The organism is Streptomyces sp. NPDC058632 (assembly GCF_042717095.1).
Classification (GTDB): domain Bacteria; phylum Actinomycetota; class Actinomycetes; order Streptomycetales; family Streptomycetaceae; genus Streptomyces.
Genome location: NZ_JBHXQZ010000068.1, coordinates 26,778 through 44,479, shown reverse-complemented (window position 1 = coordinate 44,479; position 17,702 = coordinate 26,778). Strand labels below are relative to the sequence as shown.

Annotated in this window: 16 protein-coding genes; 5 read left to right on the top strand and 11 right to left on the bottom strand. The window is 73.3% G+C overall.

Translation table 11 applies throughout. The annotated features are described in order from the left end of the window. Nucleotides 1–375: 375 nt before the first annotated feature. From ACFWVE_RS24255 to ACFWVE_RS24240, 4 genes are all read right to left on the bottom strand, one after another. A complete protein-coding gene (locus tag ACFWVE_RS24255; RefSeq protein WP_384017626.1) occupies nucleotides 376–834 on the bottom strand; it encodes an ATP-binding protein in 459 nt (152 codons plus the stop codon). Nucleotides 835–1,326: 492 nt separating this feature from the next. Continuing rightward, on the bottom strand, nucleotides 1,327–1,515 hold the full coding sequence (locus ACFWVE_RS24250; RefSeq protein ID WP_384017623.1) for an acyl-CoA dehydrogenase family protein: 189 nt from the start codon (nucleotides 1,513–1,515) through the stop codon (nucleotides 1,327–1,329). Between the two features lie 28 nt (nucleotides 1,516–1,543). Next, on the bottom strand, nucleotides 1,544–2,059 hold the full coding sequence (locus ACFWVE_RS24245; protein WP_384017620.1) for an EF-hand domain-containing protein: 516 nt from the start codon (nucleotides 2,057–2,059) through the stop codon (nucleotides 1,544–1,546). A 213-nt stretch (nucleotides 2,060–2,272) separates the two neighbouring features. Beyond that, nucleotides 2,273–2,653, bottom strand: coding sequence for an STAS domain-containing protein (locus ACFWVE_RS24240; protein WP_384017632.1), 381 nt, complete (start codon nucleotides 2,651–2,653; stop codon nucleotides 2,273–2,275). Between the two features lie 361 nt (nucleotides 2,654–3,014). On the opposite strand from ACFWVE_RS24240, the gene ACFWVE_RS24235 reads away from it, so the two are divergent. Both ACFWVE_RS24235 and ACFWVE_RS24230 read left to right on the top strand, forming a co-directional pair. Then, nucleotides 3,015–3,596 (top strand): sigma factor, encoded by a 582-nt coding sequence (locus ACFWVE_RS24235; protein ID WP_384017617.1) that lies wholly within the window; start codon nucleotides 3,015–3,017, stop codon nucleotides 3,594–3,596. Then, nucleotides 3,593–4,954, top strand: a complete 1,362-nt coding sequence (locus ACFWVE_RS24230) for a maleylpyruvate isomerase N-terminal domain-containing protein (RefSeq protein ID WP_384017614.1) — start codon at nucleotides 3,593–3,595, stop codon at nucleotides 4,952–4,954. Before ACFWVE_RS24235 ends, ACFWVE_RS24230 begins: the two co-directional genes overlap by 4 nt. A 275-nt stretch (nucleotides 4,955–5,229) precedes the next feature. Here ACFWVE_RS24230 and purU read toward each other — a convergent pair whose 3' ends face one another. Both purU and ACFWVE_RS24220 read right to left on the bottom strand, forming a co-directional pair. Continuing rightward, nucleotides 5,230–6,111, bottom strand: a complete 882-nt coding sequence (purU, locus tag ACFWVE_RS24225; RefSeq protein ID WP_384017611.1) for a formyltetrahydrofolate deformylase — start codon at nucleotides 6,109–6,111, stop codon at nucleotides 5,230–5,232. A 46-nt stretch (nucleotides 6,112–6,157) separates the two neighbouring features. Next, on the bottom strand, nucleotides 6,158–6,658 hold the full coding sequence (locus tag ACFWVE_RS24220) for a hypothetical protein (RefSeq protein ID WP_384017608.1): 501 nt from the start codon (nucleotides 6,656–6,658) through the stop codon (nucleotides 6,158–6,160). A 118-nt stretch (nucleotides 6,659–6,776) separates the two neighbouring features. Between ACFWVE_RS24220 and ACFWVE_RS24215 the strand changes: the two genes are divergently transcribed. Beyond that, on the top strand, nucleotides 6,777–8,084 hold the full coding sequence (locus ACFWVE_RS24215) for an ABC transporter substrate-binding protein (RefSeq protein ID WP_384017605.1): 1,308 nt from the start codon (nucleotides 6,777–6,779) through the stop codon (nucleotides 8,082–8,084). A gap of 85 nt (nucleotides 8,085–8,169) precedes the next feature. Here ACFWVE_RS24215 and ACFWVE_RS24210 read toward each other — a convergent pair whose 3' ends face one another. Together ACFWVE_RS24210 and ACFWVE_RS24205 are read right to left on the bottom strand one after the other, a co-directional pair. Further along, a complete protein-coding gene (locus tag ACFWVE_RS24210; RefSeq protein ID WP_384017602.1) occupies nucleotides 8,170–9,912 on the bottom strand; it encodes a hypothetical protein in 1,743 nt (580 codons plus the stop codon). A 306-nt stretch (nucleotides 9,913–10,218) separates the two neighbouring features. Beyond that, the gene (locus tag ACFWVE_RS24205; RefSeq protein ID WP_384017599.1) at nucleotides 10,219–11,604 is read right to left on the bottom strand and encodes a transcriptional regulator; all 1,386 of its coding nucleotides are present in this window, start codon (nucleotides 11,602–11,604) and stop codon (nucleotides 10,219–10,221) included. Nucleotides 11,605–11,952: 348 nt separating this feature from the next. Between ACFWVE_RS24205 and ACFWVE_RS24200 the strand changes: the two genes are divergently transcribed. Continuing rightward, nucleotides 11,953–12,642, top strand: a complete 690-nt coding sequence (locus ACFWVE_RS24200) for a bifunctional DNA primase/polymerase (RefSeq protein WP_384017629.1) — start codon at nucleotides 11,953–11,955, stop codon at nucleotides 12,640–12,642. A gap of 393 nt (nucleotides 12,643–13,035) precedes the next feature. Here ACFWVE_RS24200 and ACFWVE_RS24195 read toward each other — a convergent pair whose 3' ends face one another. Further along, complete coding sequence (locus ACFWVE_RS24195) at nucleotides 13,036–13,899, bottom strand: alpha/beta fold hydrolase (RefSeq protein WP_384017596.1); 864 nt, start codon at nucleotides 13,897–13,899, stop codon at nucleotides 13,036–13,038. Between the two features lie 513 nt (nucleotides 13,900–14,412). After that, nucleotides 14,413–15,105 (bottom strand): metal-dependent transcriptional regulator, encoded by a 693-nt coding sequence (locus tag ACFWVE_RS24190; protein ID WP_384017593.1) that lies wholly within the window; start codon nucleotides 15,103–15,105, stop codon nucleotides 14,413–14,415. A gap of 261 nt (nucleotides 15,106–15,366) precedes the next feature. Here ACFWVE_RS24190 and ACFWVE_RS24185 point away from each other — a divergent pair, with 261 nt between their 5' ends. Next, a complete protein-coding gene (locus ACFWVE_RS24185) occupies nucleotides 15,367–16,122 on the top strand; it encodes an SIS domain-containing protein (RefSeq protein ID WP_384017590.1) in 756 nt (251 codons plus the stop codon). Between the two features lie 41 nt (nucleotides 16,123–16,163). Here ACFWVE_RS24185 and ACFWVE_RS24180 read toward each other — a convergent pair whose 3' ends face one another. Continuing rightward, on the bottom strand, nucleotides 16,164–17,585 hold the full coding sequence (locus tag ACFWVE_RS24180; protein WP_384017587.1) for a PAS domain-containing protein: 1,422 nt from the start codon (nucleotides 17,583–17,585) through the stop codon (nucleotides 16,164–16,166). Nucleotides 17,586–17,702: the final 117 nt, after the last annotated feature.

Genomic DNA, 17,702 nt, shown 5'->3' with positions numbered 1-17,702 from the left:
GTGCCGCGCGTCCCGAGCGCGCGGCACCGCACCGCCTTTCGACTCCGGCGCTCCCGCCCGACTCCCCCCGGCCATGAGAGGAGCGGCGCCGGAATCACGACCCACACTCGCCGAGGGCTCCCGTCGTCGAAGTCCTCGCCGTCCCCTCGCGGCGAATCGATGACGACCAGAGTGATCACGCGGTCACGTCGCGTCAACGCCGATTGAGGCAGTTATGGATGAATCCGCGACATATGCCCGGTTATTCGGTGCCGCGCACGGAAGCACACCCGGCGCACCGACTCACACCCCGGCCCGTCCGGCCGTCCGGCCGTGCATCGGTGCACCGGTACGCACGCACAACCGTGCCCGCCGGACCCCCGGGGCCTCGGCTCCCTACACCGCCTCGTACGCGAAGCCCCCCCAGGTGGGGGCCACGGCCTTCCGGGCCGCCGCGCAGCGGTCGAGTTCACACCAGATGCGCTTGCCGGCGCCGTCGGTGCTCCAGCCCCAGCGGTCGGCCAGGCCGTCGACGAGGGCGAGGCCGCGCCCGCCGGTCGCGTCGCCGTCCACACAGCGCGGCACCGGCGCCCTGTCGCTCCGGTCGGCGACCTCGAGCCGGACGGTGGCCTCCCCGGCCACCGCACCCGGCAGGAAGAGTCTCAGTACGGCCGGACAGCCGGTGTGCACCACGGCGTTGGTGACGAGTTCCGAAACGAGCAGGATCAGCGTCTCGGCGAGCGGCTCGTCGGCCGCGATCCCCGAACCGGCCAGACGCGAGCGGGTCCACCGACGGGCCCTCCCCACCTCAGCGGGGTCGGGCCGGATCTCCAGCTGCACTTGAAGCACCTGCACCGCTCACACCATCCGAACCGGCGGACACTTGGACTCGCGCCTCACGAGGGCCACGATCGTAGCCATTCTCTGCATGGCCTGGACAACGGCCGGGACAGGAGTCACGGAACGTGAATCCCTTATGGGACAGCATGGTTGACGTACAGTCACGTCAACAAGCGCTTCGGGCATATTCCAGCGCGAAGGAGTACTCGTGCGGCATACTGTGCGACGCCCGCCCCGGCGAGTCGAACAGGCGGCGGCGGTCGGCCTGGTAGCGCGGCGAACGACGGCAGGCACCGGCCGTTCCGGACTCGCCTCGGGGGCAACTCCGGTGCGGTGCGTGCTCACAACCACTCGCATCCCACACAAGGTACCGGAGCGGACAGTCGACTCCAGGCCGTGACAAGTCACGCGTAGGACACAACCCGGTCTCAACGCTCCGTGACACCTGGTTGCCACGATCCGTGACATCCACCCGGGGTGGTCCACGGCATCGCGGGCCGGGACGGGTCAGGCGGTTCCGGCGCGCGGTTCGGCGGCGCGGGCGGTCTCCGCGCGGGCCGGCAGGCCGGCGCACGGGCGGGCCACCGCCTGGAAGGCCCCGATCGGCCGGCCGAACTGTTCACGGGGCCGGGCGTGTTGCACCGCCGGCTCGCACGCGCGCGGGGCGGTGCCCGGCTGTTCGGCCGCGGCGGCCACCGCGGCGACCGTCCAAGCCGCGGGAGCGTTACTCGGACACGGTGAAGTAGCGGGCGAAGGCGCCCACGATCTCTTCCTCGCCGATCCTGCCGTCGCCGTCCGTGTCCAGCGTGGCGGCGGCGGACCCGGCCCGTTCCCCGGGGACGCCGAGCGCCTTCAGGACGCGGGCGGTCTCCTCGACGCCCACCGTGCCGTCGCCGTCACCACCGCCGGCCACGGCGAGGGCCGCGTGCAGGAAGGGACGGGCGATCTCGGCGAACCGGTCCGGGTTGTCCCGCAGGCGCTTGACCGCGCCGTTCACGAACTCTCCGCGGGTGATGCGCTGGTCGCCGTCGCGGTCGGCGATGCCCGCCATGCCCTGCCAGAAGGCCTCGGCGCCGCCGTACAGCGTCTGGCCCAGCTCCGACCGGGCCCGGGTGCCGAACTCGGCGAGCAGCGCCTTGGCCGCTCCGCTGAAGTCCTCGCGGTCGATGTAGCCGTTGCCGTCCTGGTCGAAGACGGCGAAGCGGGTTGCGATCCTGCGCTCGTACTCGCTGGTGACCATGTCTCTTTCAGGCCGCCTTAGGTCAGTGGGATTCCAGTGGGATCGTCTCGCCCCGGAGCGTACGACGTGCGGTGCCTTCCGTGGGCCCGGAAACGACGCTTGTGCCGGGACCGGGGGAATTCCGGGACCGCCATGTGGCATACGCGGCCGCCGCGGGCGCCCGCGGCGGCCGTCGGCTCCCGGGGCCGGGTCGGGGTTGGGTCGGGGCCGGGGTCAGGCCGACAGCGGGCGCGAGGCCCCGTCCACCGCGGACGGGACGTCCGGGTGGACGTCGAAGAGGCGGCGCACCCCGAGCGCGCCGAGCACCCGGTTGACGTGGCTGCCGTCGGCGGCTCCCTGCGCGGGGAGGATCAGCCGCAGGCTGCCCTGGCAGGAACGGAGCAGCCGACGGGTGGCGATGAGCACTCCCACACCGCTGGAGTCGCAGAACCACACCTCGGAGAGATCGAGGACAAGGCGGTGTCTGCCGTCGGCCACGACGTCGTGCACACGCTGGCGCAGCACCGGCGAGGTCACCAGGTCCAGTTCGCCCGACACCTGGAGCACGGCCCAATCGCCCTGCTCTCCGTCGGTCACGTTGAAGGTCACCACCACGCCCTTCGCTCGCCGAAACGGAAGAAGCACCTACGCTTCCTTGCAGCGCGGCTGCCCACCGGCCGTGCCCTGAAACACGGCCCAAGAAACGGTGACCAAACAGAAAAGGCTTGTTTCAGTCGACTTCGTTCCCATTCGATCGGTTCCGATCGGCGAAGGGCTGGGTAGGCAGGCCGTCGGACGGCATTCGATGCGTGTGCCGGCGACCCCTTACCACCTGGGGCCCGGCGGGGGCGCACATTGCCGCAAAGGGGCGTGCGTGCTCGTACGCGCCGACTACATTCGTGGAGTCGGCGGGCACCCGCCGGGCCGGGCACGGCCGTCCCGGGACGCCGGGGAGGAACAGGGGGTGAAGGGCCGCATGACGCACCAGGAGGTACCGCCCCGCTGGGACCGCACGATGCAGCAGCGCCTCGCCCGCGGAGAGGCCGCCGCGCTCGGCGAGCTCTACGACCGGTTCGCCTCCCTCGTGCACGGCCTCGCCCACCGCGTCCTCGGTGACGAGGACGCCTCGGACACCGTCACGCGCGACGTCTTCGCCCACGTCTGGGAACATCCGGACGCCTACGACCCCCGGCAGGGCCCGCTGCGCGCATGGATCGCCGCGCTGACGCACGAGCTGTCCGTCGAGCGGCTGCGCGCCCGCGGGACCGCCGCGCTCGCCCGGGGCGGCGCCGGCAGCACGGAGGACCTGGAGCGCCAGGTGCGCCACGCGTCGGCGGCCGCCCGCGCGGACTACATCGTGCACGCCATGCCGGTGCCCCTGCGGGACGCGCTGGAGCTGGCGTACGTCCAGCGCCGGGACTGCCGGCAGACCGCCGCCGACCTCGGCGTCACCGAGGACGAGGCCCGCCGCCGCCTCCGGCTGGGCCTCCAGTTGCTGGCCACGGCCCACGACACCGAGGCCCCGGGCACCCCGCCCGGAATCGGGGGTGCGGCGTGAGCGACGACCGTTTCGAGCCGTACGGCGACCATGAACACGAGGGGCACGAGGGAGACGGGGAGCGTCACGACGACACGGACGCGGGCCCACGCGCGGGCTCGGGAAACGGGGCGGGCGGTACGCGCGAGCGGGACGTTCCGGGCAGGCCGGAGAGCGATGCCGGCCCCGGCCGCTCCGCCCGCATACCGCCGCCCCGCATCTCCGTCGAGGACACCGGACAGCCCCTGCCCGCAGTGGCACCGGAGCCGGCGCCGGTGCTGGAGCACCCGGTGCTGAAGTCACTGCTGGGCGCGTGGGCGCTGGCCGCCTGCGCGCCGGAGGAGGCGGCGGCCGTCGAGGAGCACCTCGGCCACTGCGGGGCCTGCGCCGAGGAGGCGCTGCGCCTGCGGGACGCCGTCGGGCTGCTGCGGCGGCCCGAGAGCCTCGACCTGGACCCGGGGCTGCGCACCCGCGTCCTGGAGTCCTGCCTCAAGCGGCGCCCGCCGCGCATTCCCGTGCCGGACTGGGCCGCCGCCTACGACGCCGAGACGGCCCGGCTGGACGCGCTGCTCCAGGACTTCGGCGACACCGAGTGGCACGCACCCGTGCGGCTGCGCTGGTACGAGGCCGACGAGGCGGCCACCCGCCGCACCACCGTCGCCGGGGTCATCGCGCATCTGACGGCGGTCGACGGGCTGGTCGCGGCCGCCCTCGGTCTGGCCGACCCGCTCGGCGACCTCGCGCCCGAGCGGGCCACCCCGTCGGCCCGCACCGAGGCGTTCTGGCGCGGAGCCCACCACCCGCCGACCCGCTCCGTGCGGGCGCCCTGGCGTGCGCAGACCCACGACCTGGTACGGACGGTGTCCTTCACGGGCGGTGCGGGACGGATGCCGGTCTCGTACGGCGGCTACGAGTTGCCGCTGCACGACGCGATGCTGGACCGCGCCTTCGAGTGCTGGGTGCACGGGGAGGACATCGCCGAGGCGGTGGACTATCCGTACGAGCCGCCGACCGGACGGCATCTGCACGGCATGGTCGACCTGGCCGCGCGGATGCTGCCGGCCGTCCTGGAAGCACGCCGGCAGGCCGGGCAGGAGGTCTCCACCGAACGGCGGCTGGTCGCGGCCGGTGCGCCGGGGCGGAGCCTGCGGCTGGAGATCGAGGGGTCCGGCGGCGGGGAGTGGCTGATCCCGCTGGATTCCCCGGCGGCCCAGGGGTCCGCGGAGCACGAGGTGGCCCACATCGCGCTCGACGGCTCGGAGTTCTGCCGCCTGGCCGCGGGCCACGTGTCTCCGCGGGAGGCGGCCGCCGGGCAGGTCGGGGACAAGGCCGCCATCCGGGACGTCCTGCTGGCGGCGGCCTCGATGAGCCGGATCTAGGACCTGTCAGGACCAGGACTCGTCAGGAACCAGGTCCGGTCCGGACAGGCCCTGGGGCCTGTCCGGCGGATCGGGTCGGAGGCGGTCTGCGGTGTCCATCCAGTTGGGGCGAGTGGGGCCCGGTGCGTTCGGCCGCAAGGCGGAGGAGGGCGACGACGCGATGGGGGCCCCTCCCCGCTCGGGCGGAGCCGGGAGCCCGGGGGAGCCGGCAACCGACGACAACGCCGCGGACGAGCGTGCCGGACCCCACGTCCTCGGCCTGATCCGCCGGAGCCCTAGGCGAAGACGACCGTCCGCCGGCCGTTCAGCAGGATGCGGCGCTCCGCGTGCCACTTCACGGCGCGGGCGAGCGCCTGGCACTCGACGTCGCGGCCGACGGCGACGAGCTGGTCGGGGGTGACGTCGTGGCCCACCCGCTCGACCTCCTGCTCGATGATCGGGCCCTCGTCGAGGTCGGCGGTGACGTAGTGCGCGGTGGCACCGATCAGCTTCACGCCCCGGGCGTGCGCCTGGTGGTACGGCTTCGCGCCCTTGAAGCTCGGCAGGAAGGAGTGGTGGATGTTGATGATCTGCCCGGAGAGCTGCTTGCACAGGTCGTCCGAGAGGACCTGCATGTAGCGGGCGAGCACGACGAGTTCGACGCCCTCCTCGCGCACGATCTCCAGCAGCCTCGCCTCGGCCTGGACCTTGGTGTCCTTCGTCACCGGAATGTGATGGAAGGGGACGTTGTACGAAGCCACCAGTTCGGCGAAATCGGTGTGATTGGACACCACTGAGGCGATCTCCACCGGCAGCGCGCCGATCCGGGCGCGGAACAGCAGGTCGTTCAGGCAGTGGCCGAACCTGCTGACCATCAGGACGATGCGCATCTTCTCGTCGGCGCGGTTTATCCGCCAGTCCATCCGGAACGCGTCACCGATCGCCGTGAAGCTCGCCCGCAGCTTCTCCACGGTCACCGGGGCCTCGGCGGAGAAGTGGACCCGCATGAAGAACAGCCCGGTGTCGTGGTCGCCGAACTGCTGACTGTCCTCGATGTTGCAACCGGTCATGAACAGGTAGCTCGACACGGCGTGCACGATGCCCTGCTTGTCGGGGCAGGACAGGGTCAGGACGTACTGGTCGGCCGGGGCTTCTGCTCGGGCGGGCTGCTCACTCATGCGGAAAAGGGTCCCATACGCGGATCCCGGCCGTGCGGCCGTCCCGCTACGCGGACCGGGTCAGGATGCTCAGCACCTCGAGGCTCTGTGGCGGAGTGTCGGGGTCCTCCCCGTCGCTGGTCGCCAGCCGCACATGCGCGTCCCGCGCGGCCCGCACCGCGTCCGGCCACCCCTCGTGCTCGAGGTAGGCGGTGACGGGCGCGTCCGGACCGACCTGGTGCATGATCCGCAGCACGCGCAGCACCGCGGTGTCCACGAGCGCCGCCTCCTGGGAGTCGCGGAAGATCGTGCCCACGTACTTCTCGGCGGACCAGTTGTCCAGCCAGGTGTCCTCGACCAGCCGGTAGACCGCGTCGGTGACGTCGCCGTAGCCGTCCACACCGGCCAGCCAGACGCCGTGCTGGAACCCGGGGTCGGAAAGCATGTGCAGCGCGGAGCGCACATTGCTGCGCCAGCGCCACCATGGCATGTCATTGAGTGGCATGCCGCCCATGGTGAAGGAGCGACGGCCGCGACGGGAAGAGTTCTCCGAACCTTGCACGGTCATCGATCGTACGTTTCCCCTCGCCACCGGTCACACCGGACCCGGTAATTCACCCACCCGTCACCGTCCGTTGACGACCGGTCACCGGCCGGTTGGCGATGTGGGGGAATCGTGCGTGAACATGACCGGCAGTCCGCGCAACCGCAGCCGCATCAACCTCCTCCGCCGCAGCTCCCGGCCGTCCAGAGCCGGCACCCTGACCGCGGGCGCGCTGGCGGCGGCGATGCTGGCCACCGGGTGCGGAGTCGTCCCCGGCCCGGGAGGCGCCGACGACGAACCGATCACCGTCATGACCTGGGCACCGGAGGAGACCAACGCCACCAACAAGCCCGGTATGCCCGCCTTCGCCCAGGCGTACGCGAGCCGGGTGAACGCCGAGGGCGGCATCAACGGCCGCGAGCTCAACGTGATCACCTGCAACGAGCACAACGACAGCGTGTCCGCCTCGCGGTGCGCCCGGACCGCCGTCAAGGAGAACGCCGTCGCGGTGGTCGGCTCGTACAGCCAGCACGCCGACACGTTCCTGCCGACCCTCGAGGGCGCCGGCATCCCGTACATCGGCGGCTACGGCATCACCACCGACGAGTTCACCAGCCCGCTGTCCTATCCCGTCAACGGCGGCCAGCCGGCGCTGCTGGCGGGCCTCGGCCGCGCCCTCGCCGACATCTGCGGGCCGGTCACCCTGATCCGGCCGGACACCATCGCGGGCGACCAGCTGCCCCCGCTGCTCGACTCGGGCCTGTCCGCGGGCGGCCACGAGCCGACCGCGGACCAGCGGGCGGCGGAGGAGGCCACCGAGTACGGCGGGCAGGCGAAGCAGGCCCTGGAGACCAGCACCGCCGACCCGGAGGCCGAGGGCTGCGTGGTGCCCGCGCTCGGGGACCGCACCAGCACCTTCATGGACTCCTTCCGCCGCGCCCGCGCCGACTACCCGGACGTGCGCACCGCGACCGTGCTGGGCAGCGTCGACCAGACGACGATCAACACGACCGGCGGAGCGTCGGGGCCGTACGAGGGGGCGTACGTCACCGGCTGGTACCCGGGGTCGAGCGACAAGCTCTGGGACCCGATGAAGGACGTCATCAAGAAGGAGGCGTTCGGCGACAACCGGATCGACCCCGCCGACACCGGTGTGCAGACCACCTGGATCGCCTACACGGTGTTCAGGCAGGCCGTCGAGTCGCTCGGCGACGGCGAGGTCAGCGCCCACACCGTGGCCCAGACGCTGGACGACGGGCTGAAGGTCGAGACGGGCGGACTCACCCCCACCCTGCGCTGGCAGTTCCAGGACAAGCTGGCCGCCGTCGGCTTCCCCCGGCTGGTCAACGCCAACGTGACCTTCCAGGAGGTCAGGGACGGCCGGCTCGTGTCCGGCCGCGACGGCTTCATCGACGTGACGGACACGCTGCAGAACGCCGATCTGGCCTGACGCGCGGGGCGGGACGTCCGCCCGGCCGGCGCGCGTCACCGTCCGCTGATCACCGGTCGTCGCCCGCCGGCCGGACCCGGGCCGGTCACAGCTGGGTCGGCTGCCGTTCGGTCAGGCCGTGCTGCTTGGCGATCGCGTTCCACAGCTGGGCGGCCCTGGTCTTCTCGGCGGTCGCGACGCCACTGTCCTTGTTGGCGGCCGCCGTCTCGCCGGTCGAACGGGCCTGGCCCTTCTTGCAGCCGTTCTTGCCCGCGGTCTGGTCGGCCCAGGCCGCGTAGTGGTTGTCGGCCGACGCCGACGCCTGCCACGCCTTGGTGAGCGCGGCGGTCAGCGCCGCGTGCTCGGGCAGTTCGTCCACCGAGAGCGCGGCCAGGTCGGTGACCAGCTGGTTGCGCTGCCCGGCCGCGTCCCGCAGGTCCTTGGCCGCCTTCTTGAGGTTCTTGCAGGCCTTCACGTCCTCCACCGCGTTGATCACGGCGGACCGGCTGTCGCCGCTGTGGGCCAGCAGCTTGTCCAGCTCGACGGCCTGCCGGCGGACCGGGTCGGCGGACGGCTCGGCGGACGGCGCCTCGCTCGCGGGCGCGGTGGCGGAGACCGTCTTGTTGGTGTCGCCGTCGTCGCCGTCGCTGCCGAGCAGGGCGCCCGCCCCGACGCCGAGGACGACGAGACCGACACCGACCGCCGCGATCAACGGCACCTTCGAACCCGTACGGCCGCCCCGGCCGCCCCTGCCTCCGCCGTCGTTCTCGCGGGCGGCACGCCGGCCGCCGCCGTGTCCGGCCTGCGGAGGGACGGGGGGCCGCTGGTGCTCGACGCGGGGCATCTGCTGGGTGGAACCGGCCTCTTCCGGGCCTCCGGAGGCGCGGAAGAGGTTGTCGAACTCGGCGGGCGGCTGCCGGTTCCCTTCCTCGGCCGGGACACCGGAGGGGACACCGGGTGCGGCGCCGTACGGCGCGCGCTGGGGCTGGTCGGCCACCGGTGCCATGAACTGGGTGGCCTCGGCGTCGGGGTTGCCCGCGGGCGGTGGCGGTCCGCCGGCCCGGCCCTGGGCGGGCAGGCCCAGGTACCGGGTCGATTCGGAGTCGTGTACGGCGGGCATCTCGGGAGGCAGTGCTCCCGGGCCCACCGGGGGTATGAACTGGGTCGCGCCCTCGTCCACGGGGGCGGCGGGCACCGGCGGCATGAACTGGGTGGCCCCCTCCGACCCGTCGGGCGGCGCGCCCGCGGCGCCGGAGCCGTACGCGCCGTACCCAAAACCCTGCTGCGGCGGCAGCGGAGCGCCTCCGCCCCGCTGCCCGTAGCCGTCCGTCCCCCCGGGGGCGGAGCCGTGGGCGTCACCGCTCCGGTGTCCGCCGTAGCCGGGTTCCCGGCCGGTGGCCTGCGGCGGCATCGACGCGGAGGGGCCGCCGGCGTTCGGGCCGTACGTCGGTTCGTACGAGGAGTGGGCACCGTGGGTCCCGCCGTGGGACGGGGCCTGCGCGCCCTCGGGCGGCAGCGGGCCCGGGCCCTGCCGACCCGCGGGCGGACCCGGTGTGCCCCAGGGGGCCGGTTCCTGCGTGCCCCACTGCTGGGCGGGCGGGGACGACTGCCACTCCTGGTCGGACGGCGGCGGCGACGCGGGCGGCGTCCGCTGCTCGGGCCCCCACGGCGTGCCCCAGGTCTGACCGCCGGGCGGCGCGGAGGCGGGCTCCTGCCCGCCCTGCGCGACCGGACCGGCAGGGGTGCCCGTCATGCCCGGCAGCAAGGGCTCGCCGCCGTCGGAGGGCAGCACGATGCCTTCGCGCGCGGGGCGCGCCGAGGGCTCCTCGCCCTGTCCACTCTGCGTCACCGGGACTCCTACCCATGGGGAACCTTGTGGATCGTCGGCTCACGCTACCGGGTCCCCGGAGCCCGGTGCCACGCAGCACAGGACGTGACCTCATGCCCTGTGAGCGCGGTAACAAAACCGGGTCACCGCACGCTGTTCACGTCACCTCCTCCACTCCACTCCCGCGTCAACTCCGCATTGCCCGCACGTTCATCCGGGATCACCCACGGCGTTCACCCGTCGCCGGCCGCCGGGTTCACCCGACGGCCGGCATCCGATCGCACCCCCGCGGCGCCCCACCGGACCCGCGCAGCATCCCCGCCGTGCTCACGCCGCCGCCGGCAGGGCCACGCGCGCGCCGAACTCCCTTACCACCGGCTCCTCCTGATACGGCTCCAGCCGCTGCTGGAAGTCCTCCAGGTACTCGGCGCCCCGGTCGGACCTGAGCCCGTCGAGCAGTTCCACCGCCTTCAGGCCCGTGCTGCAGGCCTGTTCGACCTCCCGCTGCTGCACCTGCGCCGTGGCGAGCAGCACGTAGCCGATCGCCCGGCGCCGCGCCCGCGACTCGGGATGCCCGTCCAGCGACTCGCGCGCGCACCGCGCGGCGGCCTCGGACTGGCCCAGGTCCCGGTGGCAGTGCGCCAGCTCGTCGGCCAGGTAGGCCGTGTCGAAGTGCGTGATCCACACGGGGTCGTCCCCCGAGGCCGGGTCGGCCGCCTCCATGGCGCCGATCGCGCGCCCGGCCGCTTCCTGCGCGGCCTGCGCATCACCCATCAGCGCGTGTCCGCGTGCCTCCGCGGCTCGGAACATGGCCTCCGCGCGGGGGGTCGCCCGCCCGCGCGCGCCTTCCTGGGCCGCCCGCGCCAACTGCGCGATCTCGCGCGGGTTTCCGAGCTGCGCGGCCAGATGGCTCATGGAGGCGGCGAGCACGTACCCGCCGTACGCCCGGTCGCCGGCCGCCTGGGCCAGCCGCAGCGCCTGGATGTAGTAGCGCTGGGCGAGGCCCGGTTGCCCGGTGTCGACGGCCATGTACCCGGCCAGTTCGGTCAGTCGGGCGACCACCGCGAACAACTCGCGTCCGACGGCCTCCCGGTACGAACCGGTGAGCAGCCCGGAGACGACGCTGTTGAGGTAGTGCACGACGACCGGGCGCACATGCCCGCTGCCGTACTGGTGGTCCAGGTCCACCAGGGACTGCGTCATGGCCCGCACGGCCGCCACGTCGGAGCGCCCGACCCGCGGCCCGGCCGAGCGCGCGACCTGCGGGTCGGGGGCGGAGATCAGCCAGTCCCGGCTCGGCTCCACCAGCGCGGACGCGGCGACGGAGGAGCCCGACAGGAAGTCCCGCCGGCCCACGTCGCTGCGCCACAGCTCGCAGACCTGCTCCATGGCCCCCAGTACCGTCGGCGAGAACTGGAGACCGACGCCCGACGCGAGGTTCTTGCCGTTGGCCATGCCGATCTCGTCGATCGTGACCGTACGGCCCAGCTTGCGTCCGAGCGCCTCCGCGATGATCACCGGTGCCCGGCCCCGCGGCTGCTGTCCGCGCAGCCAGCGGGCCACCGACGTTTTGTCGTACCGCAGGTCGAGGCCGTGCTCGGCACCGCACATGTTGACTCTGCGGGCCAGCCCGGCGTTGGAGCATCCGGCTTCCTGAATGAGCGCCTGCAGTCGTTCGTTCGGCTGCCGCGCGACGAGAGGCCTTGCGGCCATGGCATACCCCCTGAGGCTGCGGTGCCTGCCCGCGCACCGAGTTGACGTGTCTTCGGCGGCCGGGCCCGCCCGCCCCCTGACAACTCCCCTCGTGAAGGGACGAAAGTTCCGGCCGTGAAGATCAATGCCCCGCCGAGGTGCCGAAGATGCGAGGCATGTACGGATTGCCGGGGTAGCGACGGATGTCGTCCCGTCCCGACCACCCTCCCTTGGCTACCCACCCGCGGACACCGATCCCCCTGCGCGCCCCCGCACATGCACCCATGCGCCCCGACCGCGGGGCGAGTGTCCCTCCCCCGCACATGGGCACGGGCGTAACCCCTGGTGGCGGACGTAGTTGTGCTCATCGTGGAAGAGACGGTCCCCGGCACCGATGCCGGACAGATCCCGAAGCAGCGCGGGGAAACCCTGCTGGACACCGCGGTTCGCTATACCGAGGAGCGGCACTGGGACGTGTTTCCGGGCACCTGGCTGGAGGCCGTCGACGGGGTGCACCGCTGCTCGTGCGGTGTCGTCGAGTGCCCGGCACCCGGCGCACACCCGGCGCGCTCCGACTGGGCGGGCCAGGCGACCGGCAGCGCGAGCGCCGTCCGCCGCATGTGGCAGATGCGGCCGACGGCCTCGATCCTGCTGCCCACCGGCCACTCCTTCGACACGATCTCCGTCCCCGAGTCGGCCGGGTTCCTGGCGCTGGCCCGGATGGAGCGGATGGAACTGACGCTCGGCCCGGTGACCCTGACCCCCGCCCGGCGCATGGAATTCTTCGTGCTCCCCGGCGCCGCCGCGAAGGTGCCGGGTCTGATCCGTTCCCTGGGCTGGTCGCTGTCCCCGCTCGATCTGACCGTGCGGGGCGAGGGGACGTACGTGGCGGCACCGCCCACGCGGTTCGGGTCCAAAGGGGCCGTGCAGTGGGCCAGCGGGCCGACACCGGCGAACCGGTGGCTGCCGGACGCCGCGGAGCTGATCTCGCCGCTGGCGTACGCGTGCGGCCGCGACCGGCAGGACCGCAGGGAGCGGCGGGAGCGGCAGGAACGGTAGGAGCGGCAGGAACGGCAGGAACGGTGGAAGCCGACCGTGAGCGAGGGCGGCGGGAAAACGGGGGGACGCGGCCTGGGCGGCTCCGGGCGGCCTGGGCGGCTCCGGGCGGCGAGACGCGAGGCAGGCTTTCCGCGGACGCGTCGGCATCGACGGCCGGATACGGGACGGCACGCACGGCACCCGCGGCCGGCAGGCAGGCGACACGTCACGTCGGGGCGACGTGACACCACGGCTGCGCGGGGGCGCGGGCCCGCGGGGCGAGGGCACGGCAACGCCTGGGCGGCGCCGGGCGCCCGGCGGGCAGGGCGGGCACAGGGGGCGGACCTGCGTGTGCGCGGGGCGGTGTACGCGGCACGGTCGGCGGGCCCGGCGAGGGCCGGGGCGGCTCGGGGCTCAGGTGTCCCGGAGGGTGTCCAGGAACGGTTCGATGGCCGTGCGCCAGGCGTCGGGCTGGTCGTAGTGGACGAGGTGGCCGGCGTCGGCCACCTCCGCGTACTGGCCGCGGGGCAGGACGCGGACCATCTCCTGGGCCTCCGCGCGGCCCAGTTCGCCGTCGAGGCCGCGGACCACCAAGGCCGGGCACCGCACCTGGGCCAACTCCTCCCAGTGCGCGTCGTACACCCAGGTCTCGCGGGAGCGGAGCATCTGGCCGGGGTCGAAGACCGGCCGCCAGCCGTCCGGGGACTCGGCCATCACCTCGGCGTAGAACTCGCCGCGGGCCGGGTTCGGACGCTCCACCCAGGGGTCGTCCTCACCGAACCACTTGCGGACGTCGGCGAGCGTGGCGAACGGGACGGGCCAGGCCTTGAACCACTGCGCCCACTCGCGCTGCGAGGCGGCCCCGAGCGCGGAGGCCCGCATGTCACAGATGATCACCCCGCGCACCAGGTCGGGCCGTTTGGCGGCGAGCTGCCAGGCGGTGAGCGCGCCCATGGCATGGCCGATGAGGACGGCCGGGCCGAGGCCCAGCTGCTCGAGGGCGGCCTCGGTGTCGTCGACGTAGGCGTCCCGGGTGAACGAGGCCTGTGGGGGTTTGTCGCTGCGGCCGTGGCCGCGCTGGTCCAGGGCGACCGCCCGGTACCGCGCGGAGAGCCAGCGGGCGGTGGACGCCCAGTGCGAGGCGCGGCCCATGAGCCCGTGGAGTAACAGCACGCTCGTGTGCTCCGTCGGGTCGCTGCCGGTCTTGGGCGGGTCGCCGAACTCCCAGGCGGCGAGACGTACGCCGTCCGCCCCCGTCACGTCGATGCGTCGCGCCATCGTCTTGGCACCCCCAGCTCGCTGCCTGCCGTGCTGCCTGCCCTGCCTGCTGTTGCCGCCCCACAGATTATCGAATGCGCTTTCGAGAACGCGGTTCCAGTAGCCAATACCCCTCGTTCGAGTGACCCTGTTCGAGGATTGATCGCCGCGGCCGGGGGGAGATTTCCAACGGGAGGCGGACCACTCGGGGAAACCGGTCCGCAGGGAATGACCCTGGGAGCTCGGGGCTCCGGGTCAGCACAGGGGAGGACAGGCCCCGGCGCCGTGCGGCGCCGGGGCTCCTCACGTGGTCACGGCACATCTTCCCGCCCCTCCCCGGCCGGGTGGCAGCGCTGCCGGCCCGGCCAAGAGCCCCTCAGGCCAGATGCCTCACGCGACAGCCTCGCACGCGAACCGGGCGAGCGCTGCGCTTCGGCGCACTCGGTCCCGGATTCGGCGCGATCGCACCGGCGTCGCGGCTCTCCCGCAGCAACTTCCTTGCACATCAGTCGAGTTGACGGGACACGGACACGGCTACGGCTTGGCGACGAACACGTGCGAGGCGACGTCCGTCTCCAGCTCGGCCGCCTCACCGCTGCTGCCCACCAGCACACCGCCCGCCGACTCCGTCACGCTGACCACCGAACCGGGCTGGACGCCCGCCCGGCGCAGCGTGTACATCAGCTGCGCGTCCGTCTGGATCGGCTCGCCGATACGGCGCACCACGACCGTCTTGCCCTCGGAGCCGGGGTCGAGTTCGGCCAGGGACACCATGCCCTCGTCCAGGAACGGGTCGGCGCCGTCCTTCTCGCCCAGCTCCTCCAGGCCCGGGATCGGGTTGCCGTAGGGCGACTCGGTGGGATGCCGCAGCAGCTCCAGGACGCGGCGCTCGACGGCCTCGCTCATCACGTGCTCCCAGCGGCAGGCCTCTGCGTGCACCTGCTCCCACTCCAGGCCGATCACGTCGACGAGCAGGCACTCGGCGAGGCGGTGCTTGCGCATCACGCGGGTGGCGAGCCGGCGGCCCTCGTCGGTGAACTCCAGGTGGCGGTCTGCCGCGACGGACACCAGGCCGTCGCGCTCCATCCGCGCCACCGTCTGGCTGACCGTCGGCCCGCTCTGGTCGAGCCGCTCCGCGATCCGGGCGCGCATGGGGACCACGCCTTCCTCCTCCAGCTCGAGGATGGTGCGGAGATACATCTCCGTGGTGTCGATCAGTCCGGACATACGTGCCCCTCGATGAGATCTGCGATTGGCTCTGCCGGAGGCTGGACGGCTCACCGGCGCATGCGCTGGCCCTGGACTCAATTCTGACGCATGGCACCGGTAACCGAGGCGCACCGTGGAAACGAAGGGTATGCGCGGGGTGGTACAGGGTGGTGCAGGGCTGCCGCGAAGGGCTCCTCAGCCCCTCGGGCCGTCATATTGACATGGCGCTGGTCCGGACCGCACGGTGATCGGCAGCAGTTCACCCCGAAGGGATGCCGCATGAGCGACCGTACGCCGGCCGGCCGGTTCCTCGACGCCGCGATCGACCTGCTGCACCGGGTCCGCGACGAGGAGGCCGACTCCGTCGCGGCCGCGGGCACCCTGCTCGCCGACACGGTCTCGGGCGGCGGGCGCCTCTTCGCCTTCGGCGCCGGTCACTCCTCGCTCGCCGCGCAGGACGTCGTCTACCGCGCGGGCGGACTCGCCCTGATGAACCTGCTCGCCGTCCCGGGCGTCGTCGGCGTCGACGTGATGCCGGCCACCCTCGGCTCGGCCCTCGAACGCGTCGACGGGCTCGCGAGCGCCGTGCTCGACTCGTCCCCGGCCCGCGCGGGCGACGCGCTGGTGATCGTCTCCCTGTCCGGGCGCAACGCGCTGCCCGTGGAGATGGCCATGAACGCCCGCGCCCTGGGCCTGAAGGTCATCGGTGTGACCTCGGTGGCGTACGCGACGGAGACGACGTCCCGGCACGCGTCGGGGACCTACCTCAAGGACCACTGCGATCTCGTCCTGGACTCCAAGATCGCGGTCGGCGACGCGGAGCTGACCCTGGACAACGTCCCCGCCCCCTTCGCCCCCGCCTCCACCGTCGTCACCGCCGCCCTCCTCCAGGCGGTCATGGCCACCGCGGCCGCCACCCTGGCCGACCGCGGCATCGAGCCGCCCCTCCTGCGCTCCGGCAACGTCGACGGCGGCCACGACTGGAACGGCCGCATCCTGGAGCAGTACGCCGACCGGATCTTCTACCGGCGCTGAATCCCGGCACCGGGACTCGGTCCGGGTCCCGGGTCCCGCCGTCACTCCCGCTGCCCGGTCGCTCCCGCCAGGTCCAGGGCCGTGGCGATGCGGAGGGCCACGTCCTCCGCGTACATCGCGTCGGGGCGTTCGAAGGCGTTGCGTCCCGGGCCGCGCAGAAACGTCACAGCACCGAGCGTCCGGCCGCGGCTGCGCAGCACCGTGCACAGGGCGTGCGCCGCGTCCGCCGGCCACTGCCGGGACACCGCCCACGCACGCGCCTCCTGTGCCGTCACCGCCCCCGCGTCGGCCCGTACGGAACCGGCCCGCTCGACACACCGCAGGGCCGGATGGCCCAGGCCGTACCGCACCGGCAGCCCCGCCTGCCCGGCGAGCCGGCTCGGTCCCGGCGCCCCGGACGGAGTGGCCGCGATCCGCACCAGCCGGACCCGGTCCGCGCCCTCCGCCTCACCCGCCGTCCCTGCCGCCGCGTCGGCCGCCCGGTCCGCCACGCGGTCGATCAGCGCGTGGTCGGCGAATCCGGCGAGCGCGAAGTCCAGATGGACGGTGACGGCCTCCGCCGGGTCCTCGCACTCGGCCGCCGCCCGTGCCGCCCGGTGCAGCTGCTGCGCCCGGAACCGCACCAGCGACGCCTCCTGCTCGCTCTGCCGGGCCTCGGTCACGTCCTGGAACAGCCAGCCCACGCCGAGCGGCACCGGCTCCTCCGCCAGCGGCGACGCCAGCCGCACGAAGCCGCACCGCCAGCACCGCCGCCGCTCGCCCTTGGGCTCCCGCACACTCACCCAGATCTCGGCGGGCGCGGGCGGGGCGCCCTCCGCCAGCACATGGGTGAGCGCGCTCTCCAGCTCCTCCACGCCCTGCGACAGCAGCTCCCCGAGCGGCCGCCCGAGCACGGAGGTGCGCCCGGTGCCGAACGCCTTCGCCGCGTGCGCGTTCACCACGGCGGGCCGCAGATCGGCGTCGACGAGGACCACGCCCCAGCTCGCTTCCTCCAGCAGCGCCTCGCTCAGCGCGATCGACCGCTCCAGGTCGATCTGCGTGTGCACCTCGCTGAAGGCGCAGTACACACCCGCCGGCTTCCCGTCGGGCCCGCGTACGGCCGCGGACTGGGTCCGTACCAGCACCCGGCCGCCGTCCTTGGTCAGCAGCGCGAACTCGTGCACCTGCCGGCCCGCGGCCCCCATGGCCGACATCAGCCGGGCCTCGACCTCCGCGGCGTCCGCGCCGCGCACCGCCCATCCGGCGAAGCCCTGCCGGCCCACGGCCTCGGCCGCGGTCCACCCGAGGATGCGCTCGGCCTCACGGTTCCAGTGCGTCACCACCGCGTCCGCGTCGAAGGCGCACAGGGCGGCGTCCATGCCGTCCAGCAACGCGGCCAGCAGATCGGAACCGTCCGAACTCTCCCGCCCGGGCTCGTCGGGCCCCAGTTCGTCGGTGGTCCCACTACGCCGGGAAGCACTCACCTGGACACCCCCTGCAGCTGCGTCCTACGTACGGCACGTCGGTCCGCCCACTTGCCATCATTCAACTTGAACGTGACTCAGCGCACATCGGGTTCCCGCAACCTTGAGGGAATCGTT